Raw genomic sequence first — 16722 nt, 5'->3', positions numbered from 1 at the left:
AGGTCTCCCACCCTGTGAGGGGTTAAGGCTCCCGGTAGACGACCGGGTTGATAGGCCGGGTGTGGAAGCACGGTAACGTGTGGAGCTGACCGGTACTAATAGGCCGAGGACTTGACCACAAAGCATACTTTGTTTCTGAAGGTTGTTGCTCGCGTCCACTAGGCAATTCTGAGACAGCAAGCGGTTGCGTTTGTGTGTTTCGTGGGGTTACGGCGGTTATGGCGGGAAGGAAACACCCGGTTACATTCCGAACCCGGAAGTTAAGCTTCTCTGCGCCGATGGTACTGCACTCGGGAGGGTGTGGGAGAGTAGGTCACCGCCGGACAATCTTTGTGGGGGGTTCCACGCCTAGGGCGTGGAACCCCCCTTTTTTGTGCCCGATGAGCGGCTGCCGGCTTCGTACCGGATGGCTGCCGTGGGTGATGTGGTGAGTGGAGAAGGGACCCGTGCGTGGTGGCACGGGTCCCTTCTCGTGGTTGGGGGTCGCTCCGGAGTTCGGTTACTTGGGGAGGACCAGGAGGGCGTCGCCGATGCCGCGTTCCGAGCCGTCGGACGGCCGGTTGACGACCTTGTTGTCGACCACCATCGCCGTCGACCCGCCGCCGTCCAGATTGATGGCGTGCTTGGCGCCCAGCCAGCGCATGAACTGGGCGGCCTCCACGAAGTTCGCGCCCACGGTGATGCCCGGCTGCCGGCCGTCGATGGTGGCCAGGATGAGGCTGCCGTTCTTCGTGGTGCCGACGAGCGTGCGCGGGTGACGGCGGAGGATCATGTTCATCGAGTCGTGGCCGTCACGCTTGGCGGTGATCTTGACCTTGCCGTTGCGCACCAGTCCGACGCTGCCCGCGATCACGTTCAGGTCGGGGGTCAGCTTGAGCGCCTTCTTGGTGCGCAGGTCGACGACCTTGGTGGTGATCTCCACCTTCCATTCCGGCCAGGCGTGCTCGTTGAGCCAGTCGGCGCCCACGCCGTTGCCGTGCAGCACCCGCATGCCCTTGGTGATTTTGCCGCCGGAGGTGCGCAGGCCCACGACCCTGCCGTTGGCGTCGATGACGGCGTCGGTGCCGCCGGTGGGCGTCTTGGCGCCGTACTCCTCCGTGTAGAGGACCAGTTCGTCGTCGGCGGCGGCCCGGTTGACGCCGTTGATCTCGGCCTTCTCGCCGTCCTGGGAGGTCGCGCTCACGGTCGTGCTCAGTTCGGTGATCCTGGCGGAGCGGCCTCTGAGCACCACGGCCGACCGGCCGGGAACGGCCTCGCTCAGGAGTTTGCCGTTGACGACGGAGGCGCCGACGGGCTCGCCGCGCAGCGCCTTGGCGGTGTGGATGTTGAAGAAGCCGCCGTTCACGCCGACCAGTGCCTGGCCGGCCTTGACCATCGACGAGACGGTTTCGCGCTTGGCCACGCTCTTGCCGAGCGAGGCCGCGTACGAGCCGCGGAAGGTCTTCTTGTCGATCATGACGACTTTGACGTTCCAGGGGCCCGTGGTCTTCAGGCCGTCGTCGCCGAGGTAGTCGACCTTCACCTTCAGTCCGGCCTTCTTGAGTGCCTTGGCGCTCTTCTCGGCCTTCTTCTTGTCCTTGAAGGACCACAGGCCGACCCGCACCATGTACACGGTCTGCGAGGGGGCGTCGGCGACGCCGGGCCTGATCACCTTCTGCAGGCTGGGGGTCTCTCCGGCGGCCTCCACCTCGGCCACCATGGCCTCGGCGGTCCGGAGGGTCCCGTAGTCGCGGCCGGACGGCATCAGCACGGTCACCGTGTAACCGTCGGTCGACGTGCCCGCCTTCACGTCGTACAGGTCGATGCCCCGTGCCACGGTCGTGGTCTTCTTGGTCGTCGCCGGCCGGGTGCCCAGCGGGAACCTGGCCGACGGGAACCTCACCGACGCCTGCTCGGCCGCGACGGACGCGACCGGCAGTGTGGTGAGGGTGAGTGCCGCGGCTATGGCCAGGCCGCCGGCGAGAGTGCGTCGAGACATGAATGCTCCAGAGGGCGGTAAAGGGACCGCACCATCCTGACGAGATCAAGGTCTCTGAGGCAGGCGAACACGCGAAAGAAGTGCAGAGGTTACGAGATTGACACCACTAGTGGATACAATTCGGATATGACACACAGCGGCATGTGGTGGTGGCCCGTAGACGGCCACTGATTACCCATGTCCGGGCCGTCTCGAAGCGGCCCCGATAACGTGTGGGTTCTCTCCGGGACGGCATTCATCCCAGAGGAGAGACGCCATGAAAGATGTCGTGCTCACGGGTGACCGGCCGACCGGGCCGTTGCACCTGGGCCACTATTTCGGTTCGCTGGCCAATCGCGTCGAACTGCAGGACATTCACCCCATGTACGTCCTGATCGCCGATTACCAGGTCATCACCGACCGCGACCTGCCCGGCCACATCCAGCGGAACATCACCGAGCTGCTGCTCGACTACCTGGCGGTCGGGCTCGACCCGGCCAAGGTCACGATCTTCCGGCACAGCGCCATCCCCGAGCTGAACCAGCTGCTCCTGCCCTTCCTCAGCCTGGTGTCGGTGGCGGAGCTGCAGCGTAACCCCACGGTGAAGGACGAGATCGCGCACAGCTCGCAACGGGCGGTCAGCGGCCTGATGTTCACCTATCCGGTGCACCAGGCGGCCGACATCCTGTTCTGCAAGGGCACGCTGGTGCCCGTCGGCAAGGACCAGCTGCCGCACGTGGAGATGACGCGCCTGGTGGCGCGACGTTTCAACGAACGCTACGGCGAGGTGTTCCCGGTGCCCGAGGTCATGATGGGGGAGCAGCCGCTGCTCAGAGGGCTGGACGGCGGGAAGATGAGCAAGAGCCGCGGCAACGCCATCACCCTGTCGGCCACCGAGGACGAGACCGCCGCTCTCATTCGCAGGGCCCGTACCGACTCCGACCGGCTGATCACGTTCGACGAGGAGCACCGCCCGGAGGTGGCCAACCTGCTCACGCTCGCCGCCCTCTGCCTGGGCCGCTCGCCGCAGGACCTCGCGGAGGAGATCGGGTACGGCGGCGCCGCCGCGCTCAAACGCCTGGTGACGGAGGCGGTCAACGAGTTCCTGCGCCCCATCAGGAAGCGCAGGAAGGAACACGCCGAGCAGGACGTGCGGCAGATCCTGGCCGAGGGCAACGAACGGGCCCGCGAGCGGGCGGTCACCACCCTCGACGAGGTACGGGCCGCGATGGGTTTCTAGCGCTCCCGTGACGGAACGGCGTGACCGCGGCGCCCTGTCCGCGGGGCGACGAGTGGAGTCCCGGGAACGCCGCGTGAGCCTTGCTCGTTTTCCGGATGTCATTCCTCGATGTAAGGACGACCATGAACATAGGCCTCCCGGAACTCCTCCAGTTGCTCTTCTTCATCGCAGTCGTCGCCGGCCTGATCCTCCTCGCCATGCGGCTGGCTGCCCGCGGGCGGAAGTAGCAGCGCTCCGCCTGCGCCGTGCTACCGGTTCTCCCGGCGGAAGGACTCAAGGGCCAGCAGGGCCACGTGGAGCGAGAGGCAGGACTCGACGTCATCGAGGTCGGTGCTCAGGATACGTTCGAGGCGGCGCAGGCGGTCGTAGAAGGCGGGCCTCGATAGATGGGCCTTCTGCGCGGCGACCGCCTTGTTCCTGCCCGCGTCGAGATAGATGCGCAGGATGCGGGTGAGGTCGCCGCCCCGCTGCGCGTCGTGGGCCAGCAGCGGGCCCAGCTCCCGCTCGGCGAACGTCTGCAGCCGCGCATCGTCGCGCAGCAGGTGCAGCAGGCCGCGCAGGCGCAGGTCGGGCAGGCGGTAGAAGGCCCGGCCGTCCGGCTGGCGGACCGCCACGTCGGCGACCTGCTCGGCTTCGAGGAAGCTGCGGCGTACGTCCCGGATGGACTCCACCAGCGAGCCGGCCGCCAGCACGAACGCCGAGCCGGGTCGCCACAACGCGCGCAGCCGATCGGCCAGCGCGGTCAGCGCCGGCTCGACCTGGGTGCGCGGCGGCAGCGGCATCAGCACTCCGACACGCGCCTGGTCGAGTGCCCCCACCAGGGCGGGCAGGCGGGCGTCGCGGCACGCGGCGGCGGTCGCCTCGGCCAGCTCGCCGAGCTGCGCCTGGCCGTCCAGTGCCTGGTCCACCGGGTCGGTCGGTCTGATGACCACGCTGACCAGCTTGCGCCCGGTGAGGGGCACGCCGACCGCGCGGGCGCGGGCGGCGGCCTCCTCGGGATCGGAGTAGGCGTGGGTGAGGATGCCGGTGATGATCGTGCCGTGGGCCTGGCGTTCGAGCGACTCCTGGTGGCGTTCGAGCAGGCGGCCCAGGGCGAGCGTGGTGGCGGCGCGCTCGGCCAGCACCATGTCGCGCGGGCTGGGCGAGGAGTCGCAGATGAGGATCAGCCGCCCCCAGTCCTGGCCGCGGGCGCCGACCGTGGTGACCAGCCAGCCGGACGCGGCGTCGTACGCGGTGCGTTCGGCCGGGGCCACCGCCCTGGACCTGCTCTCCCACCCGGCCAGCAGGGCGCCCGCGTCGCGGCCCGCAGACTCGCAGGCCAGCACCTGGTGGGCGAGGTTCTCCAGCAGCACGGGCCGTCCGGACAGCCTGGCCACCTGGGCCAGCACCTCGGCGGGCGAGGCGCCCTCGACCGACAGCTCGGTGAAGACCTCGTGGAGCTGCTCGGAGGCGCGCAGCTCCTCCAGCTGGATGTCGATGATCCGGGCGTGCACGGACTCGGTGATCTGTACGAACGGCGTCTCGCGGGTCAGCACGATGACCGGCAGGCCGTGCTCCTCGGCGGCCTTGACCACGGCGCGCGGCAGCTCACGGACGAACTTGCGGCCCAGCTCCACGATCAGGCCCGAGGCCCCCACAGTGGACAGCTCGCCGATGTAGTCGGCGAGCTTCTCCGGGTCGTCGGGGAGCGCGACGCCTGTGGTGAGCACGAGTTCCCCGCCGCGCAGGAGTTGGGCGATGTCGGCGATCTCGCCGACGTGCACCCACCGCACCTTGGTGTCGAGCCGATCGGCGCCCGCGACCACGCGCGGGTTGCCCCGGCGCACGGTCTCCAAGGCGATGACGTCGGCGATGGTGGGCAGCACGGGGCAGAGCCTAGCTGATCAGCCTGTAAGAACGGGTAAAGGGGGATTTACGCCGTGTTCCCTTCTCATGACGTCAGATCTTCCTCGCGGAACTCGCGGCGGGGCCGGCGTACGCGCAGCTCAACCCGCCGGATCTTGCCGGAGATGGTCTTCGGCAGCTCGTCGAACTCCAGCCGTCGTACCCGCTTGAACGGGGCCAGTTCCCTGCGGCAATGCTCGAAGATCGCCCGCGCGGTCGTCTCGTCCGGCTCGAAGCCGGGCGCCAGCGTCACATAGGCCTTCGGTACGGCCAGCCGCACCGGGTCGGGTGCGGGGACCACGGCGGCCTCCGCCACGGCGGCGTGCTCCAGCAGCACGCTCTCCAGCTCGAACGGCGAGATGCGGTAGTCGGAGGCCTTGAAGACGTCGTCGGTCCTGCCGACGTAGGTGATGTAGCCGTCCTGGTCGCGGGTGGCGACGTCGCCGGTGTGGTAGAAGCCGTCGCGCATGGCCTCACTAGATCCACCGACATATCCGGACATGAGGCCTAGGGGGCGGCGCTCGTCCAGCGGCAGGCAGATCTCGCCGTCGTCCCCCTGCTCGCCTGAGACCGGATCGATGAGCACCACGTCGTACCCCGGCAGCGGCCGCCCCATCGAGCCCGGCCTGACCGGGTCGTCCGGCGCGTTGCCGACCTGCGCGGTGGTCTCGGTCTGCCCGTAGCCGTCCCTGATCGTCAGGCCCCACGCCTTGGCCACCTGGTCGATGATCTCCGGGTTGAGTGGCTCGCCGGCGGCCACGGCCGTGCGCAGCGGCAGCCGCCAGGCCGTGAGGTCCTCCTGGATGAGCATCCGCCACACGGTCGGAGGCGCGCAGAACGTGGTGACCTGCTCGGCGCGCAGCACCTCCAGCAGGGCGCGGGCGGAGAAGCGCCGGTAATCGTGGATCAGCACGGTCGCGCCGGCGTTCCAGGGGGCGAACACGTTGCTCCACGCGTGTTTGGCCCATCCCGGGGACGACACGTTGAGGTGCACGTCGCCCGGCCTGAGCCCGATCCAGTACATGGTCGACAGGTGCCCCGCGGGATAGGAGGCGTGCGTGTGCTCGACCAGTTTGGGCTGCGAGGTCGTGCCGGAGGTGAAGTAGAGCAGGAGCGTGTCCTCGGCCCGGGTGGGACCGTCGGGGGAGAAGTGCTCGGGCGCGTCGTACGCCTCGTGGTAGGACAGCCAGGTGTAGGCGTCACCGACGGCGATCTTCGTGTAGTCGCCGCCCGTGAACTTGCCCGCGTCGGCGGCGTTGGCGATCACGTGGGCGACGCCGCCGCGCTGGACGCGCTCCGTGATGTCCTTCGCGGTCAGCAGCGTGGTGGCGGGGATGATGACCGCGCCCAGCTTCATCGCCGCCAGCAGCGACTCCCACAACTCGGCCTGGTTGCCCAGCATGAGCAGGATCCGGTCGCCCCGGCGCACGCCCTGCCGGTGCAGCCAGTTGGCGACCTGGTTGGAGCGGGCCGACAGTTCGGCGAAGGTGTAGCGGGCGCTGCTCTCGCCCACGATCTTCAGCGCGACGGCGCCGGGCGTCTCGGCGGCCAGCACCCCGTCGAACCAGTCGAGTGCCCAGTTGAACTCCGACGGCTCCGGCCAGCGGAAGTCGCGTCGCGCGGTGACGGGGTCGGCGCCGAGCAGGAAGTCACGGGCGGCACGGAAATCGCTCATGTCTCGGATCCTGCTACGTCGCCAGCCGCCGCTCAAGGCCGTCGAGCAGCGACACGAGCCCGAAGTCGAAACACATCTCCCGGATCGCCCGCGGGTCGTCGTAGGTGTCCATGTCGATGCGCTCCAGCATGTCGGGATGGCCGGCGGCGGCCCTGGTGACCACGGCGCGCATCTCGTCGGCGTCGTACCGGTCGCCCATCGCGGTGTTCCAGGCGATCTCGGGGATCGTCATGCCGAAGACGTAGGCGGTCAACGTGGAGATGGCGAAGTCGACCTCCTTTCCCGTGAACCCGGCCGCCTTGATCATCTTCCGCATGCGGTCGGCGACGAGCATCGCGTGAGGGCCGAGCGCGGGCAGGCGGCCGATGAGGTCGGCCGACCACGGGTGGCGCAGGATCGCCTGGCGCATGCCGTGGGCCACCGCGGAGACGCTGTCGCGCCAGCCCACCCGGCCGGGGTCGGGCGCGATCATCTCGCTCCACACCTCGTCGTAGACCAGCTCCAGCAGCTCGTCCTTGTGCGCGACGTACCAGTAGAGACTCGTGGCGCCGGCGCCCAGCTTCGCGCCGAGCTTGCGCATGCTCAGCCCGCTGAGCCCCTCCTCGTCGAGCATCTCCACGGCGGCCCTGACGATCTCCTCGCGGCTGCGGCCGGGGCTCGCCGGCTTGCGCGGCTCGCGGACCCATACGGAGGTGAACTGCTTGCCGGTCATACGCCTAAGGATAAAGCCACTCGCACACTGTTCGATGGTGCTCTACAGTGTGCGAGTGAACTCGAACACTGTACGAGACCCACGACGTTGGTGGACCCTCGTCGTCCTGTGTCTCTCGCTTCTGGTGCTGACCGTGGACGGCACCGTGCTCAACCTGGCGATCCCGTCGCTCATCGAAGAGCTCGGTGCCACGTACTCCGACATCCAGTGGATCCTGGACGCCTACGTGCTCGCCTTCGCGGGCCTGCTGCTGACCATGGGCAGCCTGTCCGACCGCTACGGGCGCAGGAGGTTCCTGGTCATCGGCCTGGCACTCTTCGGCGGGGCGTCGCTGCTCGCGGTGCTGGCCACCGAACCGTGGCAGGTGATCGGCGCGCGGGCGCTGATGGGGGTCGGCGGCTCGATCCTCATGCCCTCGACGTTGTCGATCCTCATGACCGTCTTCGACGAGGACGAGCGGCGCAAGGCCATGGCCATCTGGGGCAGCGTCGCCATGCTCGGCGTGGTCGCGGGCCCGACGCTGGGCGGCTTCATGCTGGAGCACTACTGGTGGGGCTCGGTCTTCCTGCTGAACATTCCCGTCGCGGCGCTGGCCATCGTCGCCGCCTACGTCCTGATGCCGGAGACCCGCAGCGGCGGGCGGAAGATCGACCCGGTCGGCGTGGTGTTGTCGATCGCCGGCCTGACCGCGGGCGTCTACGTCATCATCGAACGCGAGTGGAACCCGTTCGTCATCGCCTTGGCCGTGATCGCCCTGACCGCCTTCGTGCTCTGGGAGCGCCGCTCCGAGCACCCGATGGTGCCGTTGACGTTGTTTCGGAACCGCAACTTCGGCGGCGCCTCCTTCTCGATCTTGCTCATGTCGTTCGGCGCCGGCGCCGTCATGCTGATGTTGACGCAGTACCTGCAGTTCGTGCTGGGCTACGGCGAGTTGCAGGCCGGGATCGCGATGCTGCCGCAGGCCGGCGCCGCGGTGCTGTTCAACGGGATCGGCGCGGCGCTGGGGAAGAAGGTGAGCAACCGGGCGCTGATCTCGGGCGGGCTGTCCGTCATAGCCGCCGGCTTCGTGATCATGGCGACCACCACCGGCTACCCGTCGTTGTTGTGCGCTCTCGTGCTGATGGGCGCGGGTGGGGGGCTGGCCGGGCCGTCGGCGTACGCGTCGCTGATGGGGGCGATCCCCCTGGAACACGCCGGTGTCGGCTCGGCACTCAACGACACCGTCCAGCAGGTCGGCCTCGCCCTGAGCATCGCCGTCCTGGGCAGCGTGCTGGCCGGGGTGTTCACCTCCTCCATGCCCGCCGACGTGCCCGCCGCGGCCCGTGACTCGATCGGCGAGGCGTTCAGGCTCGGCATGGTGGAGCCCGCCAGAGAGGCGTTCACCACCGCCGTGCACGTCGGGTCGTGGGTGGGTGCCGGGTTCAGCGTGGCCGCCGCGCTGCTCGCGTTCACGGTGCTGCGCCCGGCCCTCGCCCCCGCCGCCGAGGAGCGCGAGCCTGCCGCCGAAGGGGTCTAGCGCACACGGGGCTCCCTCATGCTCTCGAGGCTGTCGAGCTTGTGGACACGCTCGTCGTGGCCGATCTGCCTGAGCAGGTCGGCCACCGAAGCGTGGCGGCCGTACTCGGCGGCGTACGTGCCGGGGTCGTGTACGAGGTCCAGCTCCGGGCGCGCGGCCACGAACGTCATGTACTCGTGCTCGGCGTGGTCCTCGAACTCCGCGTTCAGCCGGTAGCTCCAGTCGGGCCTGACCAGGAACAACACCCAGGACACGTGGTAGTAGAAGAACGCGATCAGCCACGGCGCGAGCTTGTGCAGCACCCACGTCTGCCGCCCGCCGGAGCGCTGCACCAGGTCCTGCATGATCAGCAGATGCCACTGCTCGTTGTCCTGGTCGGCCCTGGCCTCCACGATCCGCTCGAAGACGCGCCTGGCCAGCTCGGAGCGGCCCGCGTAGCGGTGCACGGCCCAGTAGCCCATCCGCTCCCACGCCTGGTACGGCACCCGCGCGATGGTCTCCAGCATGGCGAACTTCGTGTACGAGCCCTCCTTGCCGTACAGCAGGTCGACCGGCTTGAACATCATCCTGGCCAGCAGGCTGTAGTCCATGCGCGGCGTGGCCAGCGTCTCCTCCTGGGCGCGGCGCAGCCGTTCGCGGTCGAGCTTGGGAGGGCCGGAGGGGGCTTCGGGGCGGCGGTCGACGGTGACGGTCATCTCGGTTTCTCCTTCGTGTTCCGGGATGATCCGATCGTGGACGGACGGCATGCCTCCGGGCGTCGCCCGCCGGTGGTCAATCGAGGTGCCGCCCGCGGCGTAGCCGGCCGGTCCGCCGTACACCTTCAGGCGCACGGGTGATCCCCTAAGGGCCGTCGTTACATCGTGTAACCCGATTTTCCGCTAACCCGACACTCTGGAGATAGGAGGATGCGGACGAAAAAGGGATACTCGGGAGCATGTCGGAGCTTCTCGCGCGCCATCGGGCAGTGATGCCCTCCTGGCTGGCACTCAACTACACCGAGCCCATCGAGATCGTCAGCGGCAAGGGCAACCGCGTCATCGACGGCGAGGGCAAGAGCTATCTCGACTTCTTCGCCGGCATCCTCACCAACATGATCGGGTACGACGTGCCCGAAGTGCGTGAAGCCGTCGAACGCCAGCTCGCCACGGGCGTGGTGCACACCAGCACCGCCTACCTGCTGCGCGGCCAGGTCGAGCTCGCCGAGAAGATCGTGCGGCTGTCCGGCATCCCCGACGCCAAGGTCTTCTTCACCAACTCCGGCACCGAGGCCAACGAGACCGCCCTGCTGCTGGCCACGTACGCGCGGAAGAGCGACCAGGTGCTCGCCATGCGGCAGAGCTACCACGGGCGCAGCTTCGGGGCGATCAGCGTCACCGCCAACCGGGCGTGGAAGAACAACTCGCTGTCCCCGCTCAACGTGCACTTCCTGCACGGCACCGACCGGCACCTCACCCAGTTCGCGGGCCTGTCGGACGCCGACTATGTCAAGGCGTGCGTCGACGACCTGCGCCACGTGCTGGCCACCTCCGTCTCCGACGACGTGGCCGCCCTCATCGCCGAGCCGATCCAGGGCGTGGGCGGGTTCACGATGGCTCCCGACGGGCTGTTCGCCGCGTACAAGGAGGTGCTCGACGAGCAGGGCATCCTGTTCGTCTCGGACGAGGTGCAGACCGGGTGGGGCCGCACCGGCAGCGCGTTCTTCGGCATCCAGAACCACGGCGTCACGCCCGACATGCTCACGTTCGCCAAGGGGCTCGGCAACGGCTTCGCCGTCGGCGGCGTCGTCGCGCGCGGCGACCTGATGGACGCCCCGCACGCGCTGGGTTTGTCGACGTTCGGCGGCAACCCCATCTCCACGGCCGCCGCCAACGCCACCCTCGACTTCGTGCTCGACCACGACCTGCAGGCCAACGCCGCCCGTACCGGCGCCATCATCATCAACGGCCTCAAGGAGGCGGCCGAGCGGCTGCCCGTCGTCAAGGAGGTGCGGGGCAAGGGGCTGATGTTCGCCCTGGAGCTGGAAGGCCCGGCGCAGGCGTCCCGCTTCATGGAGGAGACCAAGAAGGCGGGCCTGCTGGCGGGCAAGGGCGGCCTGTACGGCAACGCCATCCGCATGGCGCCGCCTCTCACCCTCACGGTGGAGGAGGCCGTCGAGGGGCTCGGCATCATCGTCACCGCACTGGAAACCATCAACGCAGAGGCAGCAGCTCAGTGAAGTCGGTCAAGCACTGGATCAACGGGGCGCTCGCGGACGGCGACGACCGTACCGCCGAGCTGTTCGACCCCGCCACCGGCGAGGTCAGCGGGCACGTGGCGCTGGCGTCGGCGGCCGACGTGGACGCGGCCGTGGCCGCCGCGGCGGCGGCCTTCCCCGCCTGGCGGGACGCCTCTCTGACGAAGCGGTCGCAGGTGCTGTTCCGCTTCCGCGAGCTCATGTACGCCCACCGCGACGAGCTGGCGGCGCTGATCTCGTCCGAGCACGGCAAGGTGCACTCCGACGCGCTCGGCGAGGTGTCGAGAGGCCTGGAGGTCGTGGAGTTCGCCTGCGGCATCCCGCACCTGCTCAAGGGCGGCTTCTCCGAAGGCGTCTCGACGCGGGTCGACTCCTACTCCATCCGCCAGCCGCTGGGCGTGGTGGCCGGGATCACGCCGTTCAACTTCCCCGCCATGGTGCCGATGTGGATGTACCCGATCGCGATCGCGTGCGGGAACACCTTCGTGCTCAAGCCGTCGGAGAAGGACCCGTCGGCGTCACTGCTGACGGCCCGGCTCTGGCAGGAGGCGGGGCTTCCCGACGGCGTGTTCAACGTCGTGCAGGGCGACAAGGCCGCCGTCGACCGGCTGCTCGAACACCCGGACGTGCGCGGCGTCTCGTTCGTCGGCTCCACCCCGATCGCCCGCTACGTCTACGAGAGCGGAACGGCGCACGGCAAGCGGGTCCAGGCCCTCGGCGGCGCCAAGAACCACATGCTCGTGCTCCCCGACGCCGACCTCGACCTGGTGGCCGACTCTGCGGTGTCGGCCGGGTTCGGCTCGGCGGGGGAACGCTGCATGGCGATCTCGGTCGTGCTGGCGGTCGACCCCATCGGCGACGAGCTCGTGCAGAAGATCGTCGATCGGGTGGGCCGGCTGGTGGTCGGCCCTGGCGACGACCCGAAGTCCCAGATGGGGCCGCTGGTCACCGAGGCCCACCGCGACAAGGTCGCCTCCTACCTCGACCTCGGCGTCCAGGAGGGCGCCAAGCTGGTCGTGGACGGCCGCGAGACGGCGGTGCTCGGCGGCGGCAAGGCCGCGGGGACGCCCGGCTTCTGGCTCGGGCCGACGGTGCTCGACCACGTGCCCCCGGGCTCGCGTACGCACACCGACGAGATCTTCGGGCCGGTGTTGTCGATCGTGCGCGTCGGCACGTACGAGGAGGGCCTGGAGCTGATCAACGGCGGCGAGTACGGCAACGGCACGGCGATCTTCACCAACGACGGCGGCGCCGCCCGGCGGTTCCAGAACGAGGTCGAGGTGGGCATGATCGGCGTCAACGTGCCCATCCCGGTGCCGATGGCCTACTACAGCTTCGGCGGCTGGAAGGCCTCGCTGTTCGGCGACACGCACGTGCACGGCACCGAGGGGGTGCACTTCTACACCCGCGGCAAGGTCGTCACGTCCCGGTGGCTCGACCCCTCGCACGGCGGCGTGAACCTCGGCTTCCCCACGAACGGGTAACCCGCGGTTCCGGACGGGAGAGATGCGCGTCCCTCCCGTCCCGCTCCCCGGTAAGCTCCCAGCAGAGGGACAAGGGGGGACATCGTGGATCGTCGTCGTACTTATGCCTTGGCGATCGCCGCGTCAGCGCTGGTCGTCGGCATGGGAGCGGCGCGGCCCACACCACCGCCGAGCCCTTCGCCGAGCTCGTCCCCGCGTGCCTCTCAGAGCCCTTCACAGAGCCCTTCACAGAGCCCTTCTCAGAGCCCGACGGCGACGCAGAGCGACGGCACGCTGCAGATCCTCACCTACCGCGGCTACGCCGAGTACGGCGGCACCAGCCCCAAGGTCAACTGGACGGGCGCGTTCGAGAAGGAGACCGGCTGCCGGATCGCGAAGCTCGACACCGTGCAGACCGCCGAGGAGATGGCCGACAAGGTCGACGACCGGCCCTACGACGTGATCTCCGCCGGGCCCGTGCTGGCGTCCGACCTGATCGCCAAGAAGCAGGTGCAGGCCATCGACCCGGCCAAGGTCGCCGGTTACGACGACATCGACGAGCGTTTCCGCGACATGTCCACCGTCTCGGGCAAGGTCTACGGCGTGCCCTACCTGTGGGGCTACCACGAGTTCATCTACGACGCGGACCGGGTCGAGGGCGGGAACCTGCGTGAGGTGTTCGCCTCCGAGCGGGTCGCGCTCAGGGACACCCCGCTGACGATCGCCGACGCGGCCATGGCCGGCGGCTCGGACGAGCCGTACGAGCTGACGACCAAGCAGCTCGACGAGACGATGGCGCTGCTGGAAGCAGGTAACAAGGACCGCGTCTACTGGCGTAACCCGATCGACCTGGTCAAGGGGTTCGCCACCGGGTCGCTCGACTATGCCCAGGCGACCCCGTACTACAAGATGTTGCTGCAGAAGGCGGGAAAGCCGATCAAGGCCGTCAACACCCGCAGGACCACCGGGTGGGTCGACTCGTGGATGCTCGGCGCCAACGTGCCCGACACCACCTGCGCCTACCGGTGGCTCAACTGGGTGACCGCGGCCGACGCGCAGCGCGACGCGGCCGCGTGGGTGGGGCTGGCCCCGGCCAACGACAAGGCGTGCAAGGGGCGGGCCAGGCAGATGTGCGAGGCGTACGGCGCCGGCGAGGACAAGAAGCTCGACCACGTGCTCTTCGCGGTACGGCCGCCCGCTTGCGGGGAATGTAGTGACTATGACGCCTGGACCGAGCGGTGGCGGGAACTCGCCGAGTGAACGGGGGCGCCGATCCTGACGTGATGTGCCGCGGGCGCGCCCCCTCCCCCCGCTGGGCGTGACCTGCAGAGACGCCCTGGGCCTTCCCCTCTGTCCCGGGGCGTCTCGCTGTCCTGCGGCGTGGTCTTGTCAGAGACACGGCCTGGTGTCTCAGCGGGACGGGAAGGCTCAGCGGGACGGGAAGGCGACGACCGTCGCGGCGGGGGAGGGCAGGAGCGCTTCGGCGCAGTCGGCGCAGGCCAGGACCGGCGCGTCGTCGGGCAGCCGGCCGACCCGCTTGCGCGGTCGTGGCCAGCGTTTGTGGCAGACGACGCAGGCGTCGCCGTCACGCTGAGCCCAGGTCAGTCCTTCGGGGTCGAACGTCACCATGCTTCGCGTCGCCGTCTTGGTGGAACTCCAGTTCATCACGCTTCCCGCAGCCATCGCCCATCCGTATACCGGAACCGTTATAACCCTGACCGCGGCTGTGATCGTCTAGCAGAGCGTCAAGTCAGGGTGATTTCTCTACCCAGCTGACGGCAGTTACACCAACAAAATCGGGCATCCAGCCGCAAGCCGGGTGCCCGATTCGAATGGGTTTGTTCTAGAGTTCGGCGATCGCCTTCTCCAGGATGCCGAGCCCTTCCTCCAGTAGATGGTCCGGAATGACCAGCGGCGGCAGGAAGCGCAGCACGTTGCCGTACGTGCCCGCCGTGAGCACCAGCAGGCCCTCCGCGTGGCAGCGCCTGACGATCTCCTGGACGGCGGCCGGGTTCGGGACCTTGGTGCCCGGCTCGACCAGCTCGATGGCGATCATCGCGCCTCGGCCGCGTACGTCGCCGATCACGTCGAAGCGCTCCTGCAACGCCTTCAGCCGGGGCAGCATGGTGTCGCCGATGCGGCGGGCCCTGGCGACCAGGTCCTCCTCCTCGATGCTCTCCATCACGCCCAGTGCGGCCTCGCACGCGAGGGGGTTGCCGCCGTACGTGCCGCCGAGGCCGCCCGCGTGCACCTTGTCCATGATCTCCGCGCGCCCGGTCACGCCCGCCAGCGGCAGGCCGCCCGCGATGCCCTTGGCGGTGGTGATGATGTCGGGCACGATGCCCTCGTCCTCACAGGCGAACATCGTGCCGGTGCGCGCGAACCCCGTCTGCACCTCGTCGGCCACGAACACGATCCCGTTGGCCTTGCAGAACTCCGCGATACGCGGCAGGAAACCTTTCGCGGGCACGATGAACCCGCCCTCGCCCGCGATCGGCTCGATCACCACGGCGGCCACGTTGTCCGGCCCCACCTGCTTGGTGATCATGTCGATGGCCTGCTCGGCGGCCTCCTCGGCGCAGTTCTCGGGCCCGGACGGCCAGCGGAACGGGTACGCCAGCGGCATACGGTAGACCTCCGGCGCGAACGGGCCGAACTTCTCCTTGTACGGCATGTTCTTGGCCGTCAGCGTCATCGTGAGCAGCGTACGGCCGTGGTATCCGTGGTCGAACACCACGACGGCCGGCCTGCCGGTGGCGTGGCGGGCGATCTTGACGGCGTTCTCCACCGCCTCGGCCCCCGTGCTCACCAGCACGGTGCGCTTGTCGTGGTCGCCGGGCGTCAGCTCGTTCAGCTTCTCGCACACCCGCACGTACGACTCGTACGGGGTGACCATGAAACACGTGTGGGTGAAGTCGGCGACCTGCCGCTGGACACGTTCGACGACCTTGGGGGCGGCGTTGCCCACGCTGGTCACGGCGATGCCGGAGCCGAAGTCGATCAGCGAGTTCCCGTCGGCGTCCTGGAGCACCCCGCCGCCCGCGCGGGTGACGAAGACCGGCAGGGCGGTGCCGATGCCGGGAGGGACGGCGGCCTGCTTGCGGGCCAGCAACTCCTGCGACTTGGGGCCTGGGATCGCGGTCACGACGCGTCGTTCCTGGGGAATGCTCATGCTCCGACGCTACGGCGGCCTCTCACCTGCGCCGATATGTCGATATGTCAAACTGATGGCGGTCGTATTCGCCAGAATGGACAAAACTCACATGCCGCCTTCCCTGCGGACGGTGGCGCGCCGCATGCGCCTCCGCCCCCTCGCCGGCACCTCCGCCCCACCGTCCAACCGAGCGCCCTCCGGAGGCGCGCCGTCCGAGGGTGCGCCGTCCGAGCATGCGCTGTCTGAGCATGCGCTGTCTGAGCGTGCGCGGTTTGAGCGTGGGTTGTCCGAGGGGGCGCCGTCCGAGGCGTCGCGTCGGTCTGCGGTGGGTGGCCGGGGCGGCGCCGGGGTGTTGGACGTGCCGGTGCGGTGGGTGGCGGTGAGCGAGCTCGCGGACCCGACTCCGTACCTGGAGGGTGGGGAACTGCTGCTCACGACGGGGATGCGGATGGCGGGGGACCTGTCGGGATATGTCGCCCGGCTGGTGGCTCGCGGCGTGGCCGGTCTCGGCTTCGGCGTAGGGGTTTCGCACGAGGAGGTGCCCGCGGCCCTGATCGCCGCCGCCGAAGAGCACGGGCTGCCCCTGCTCGAGGTGCCGCGCGAGACTCCGTTCATCGCCATCGGCAAGGCCGTGAGCGAACTCCTGGCCGCCGAGCAGTACGAGGAGATCACCCGCGCGTTCGACGCCCAGGGGCGGTTGACGCGGGCCGCACTGCGACCGGAGGGCATGTACGCGGTCATCGACCGGCTCGCCAAGGAGGTCGGCGGCTGGGCCGCGCTGCTGGACGAGTCGGGCGAGGTACGTCATGCGACGCGCGGTGCCAGAACGGGTGCGGTGACCGCCGAACTCGCCCGCCTGCGTGGCGCCCGTCCCCATGACCCACCGCC

The 16722-nt window shown here is 69.1% G+C and carries 13 protein-coding genes and 2 rRNA genes; 8 read left to right on the top strand and 7 right to left on the bottom strand.

The window, feature by feature from the left end:
* Together E1295_RS41180 and rrf are read left to right on the top strand one after the other, a co-directional pair.
* A 23S ribosomal RNA gene (locus E1295_RS41180) occupies positions 1 to 119 on the top strand; the annotation flags it as partial.
* 89 nt (positions 120 to 208) lie between these two features.
* Positions 209 to 325 (top strand): 5S ribosomal RNA (gene rrf / locus E1295_RS41175).
* Positions 326 to 499: 174 nt separating this feature from the next.
* Here the strand turns inward: rrf and E1295_RS41170 are convergent.
* Complete coding sequence (locus E1295_RS41170) at positions 500 to 1978, bottom strand: phosphodiester glycosidase family protein (RefSeq protein ID WP_132639619.1); 1479 nt, start codon at positions 1976 to 1978, stop codon at positions 500 to 502.
* Between the two features lie 256 nt (positions 1979 to 2234).
* Between E1295_RS41170 and trpS the strand changes: the two genes are divergently transcribed.
* On the top strand, positions 2235 to 3197 hold the full coding sequence (gene trpS / locus E1295_RS41165) for a tryptophan--tRNA ligase (RefSeq protein ID WP_132639617.1): 963 nt from the start codon (positions 2235 to 2237) through the stop codon (positions 3195 to 3197).
* Between the two features lie 248 nt (positions 3198 to 3445).
* On the opposite strand, the gene E1295_RS41160 is transcribed toward trpS, so the two are convergent.
* The 3 genes from E1295_RS41160 to E1295_RS41150 form a co-directional block, all read right to left on the bottom strand.
* Positions 3446 to 5062: a PucR family transcriptional regulator gene (locus E1295_RS41160; protein ID WP_132639615.1), complete on the bottom strand. Its 1617-nt coding sequence runs from the start codon at positions 5060 to 5062 to the stop codon at positions 3446 to 3448.
* A gap of 65 nt (positions 5063 to 5127) precedes the next feature.
* Entirely contained in the window at positions 5128 to 6756 is a 1629-nt protein-coding gene (locus E1295_RS41155; RefSeq protein WP_132639613.1) for an AMP-binding protein, read from the bottom strand.
* Between the two features lie 13 nt (positions 6757 to 6769).
* A complete protein-coding gene (locus E1295_RS41150) occupies positions 6770 to 7468 on the bottom strand; it encodes a TetR/AcrR family transcriptional regulator (protein WP_132639611.1) in 699 nt (232 codons plus the stop codon).
* Between the two features lie 55 nt (positions 7469 to 7523).
* Between E1295_RS41150 and E1295_RS41145 the strand changes: the two genes are divergently transcribed.
* Positions 7524 to 8984: an MFS transporter gene (locus E1295_RS41145; RefSeq protein WP_220449144.1), complete on the top strand. Its 1461-nt coding sequence runs from the start codon at positions 7524 to 7526 to the stop codon at positions 8982 to 8984.
* Here the strand turns inward: E1295_RS41145 and E1295_RS41140 are convergent.
* The gene (locus E1295_RS41140) at positions 8981 to 9814 is read right to left on the bottom strand and encodes an alternative oxidase (protein WP_132639607.1); all 834 of its coding nucleotides are present in this window, start codon (positions 9812 to 9814) and stop codon (positions 8981 to 8983) included. The two genes, E1295_RS41145 and E1295_RS41140, sit on opposite strands and share 4 nt — an antisense overlap.
* 104 nt (positions 9815 to 9918) lie before the next feature.
* Here E1295_RS41140 and E1295_RS41135 point away from each other — a divergent pair, with 104 nt between their 5' ends.
* The 3 genes from E1295_RS41135 to E1295_RS41125 all read left to right on the top strand — a co-directional run bounded on the left by E1295_RS41135 (position 9919) and on the right by E1295_RS41125 (position 13940).
* Entirely contained in the window at positions 9919 to 11199 is a 1281-nt protein-coding gene (locus E1295_RS41135; protein WP_132639605.1) for an aspartate aminotransferase family protein, read from the top strand.
* Positions 11196 to 12701 (top strand): CoA-acylating methylmalonate-semialdehyde dehydrogenase, encoded by a 1506-nt coding sequence (locus E1295_RS41130; protein ID WP_132639603.1) that lies wholly within the window; start codon positions 11196 to 11198, stop codon positions 12699 to 12701. Before E1295_RS41135 ends, E1295_RS41130 begins: the two co-directional genes overlap by 4 nt.
* A 108-nt stretch (positions 12702 to 12809) precedes the next feature.
* Positions 12810 to 13940: an extracellular solute-binding protein gene (locus E1295_RS41125; protein ID WP_132639601.1), complete on the top strand. Its 1131-nt coding sequence runs from the start codon at positions 12810 to 12812 to the stop codon at positions 13938 to 13940.
* Between the two features lie 168 nt (positions 13941 to 14108).
* Here E1295_RS41125 and E1295_RS41120 read toward each other — a convergent pair whose 3' ends face one another.
* Positions 14109 to 14345 carry a hypothetical protein gene (locus E1295_RS41120; protein ID WP_165960012.1) on the bottom strand — a complete coding sequence of 79 codons (237 nt, stop codon included), beginning with the start codon at positions 14343 to 14345 and terminating at the stop codon, positions 14109 to 14111.
* A gap of 178 nt (positions 14346 to 14523) precedes the next feature.
* A complete protein-coding gene (gene gabT, locus E1295_RS41115) occupies positions 14524 to 15852 on the bottom strand; it encodes a 4-aminobutyrate--2-oxoglutarate transaminase (RefSeq protein ID WP_132639599.1) in 1329 nt (442 codons plus the stop codon).
* Positions 15853 to 16192: 340 nt separating this feature from the next.
* Between gabT and E1295_RS41110 the strand changes: the two genes are divergently transcribed.
* Positions 16193 to 16722: PucR family transcriptional regulator ligand-binding domain-containing protein (locus E1295_RS41110; protein ID WP_342775958.1), on the top strand; the 530-nt coding region annotated here is incomplete at its 3' end.

The sequence above is a fragment of the Nonomuraea mesophila genome (assembly GCF_004352805.1).
GTDB lineage: Bacteria > Actinomycetota > Actinomycetes > Streptosporangiales > Streptosporangiaceae > Nonomuraea > Nonomuraea longispora.
This window is presented reverse-complemented; position numbering and strand designations above follow the sequence as displayed.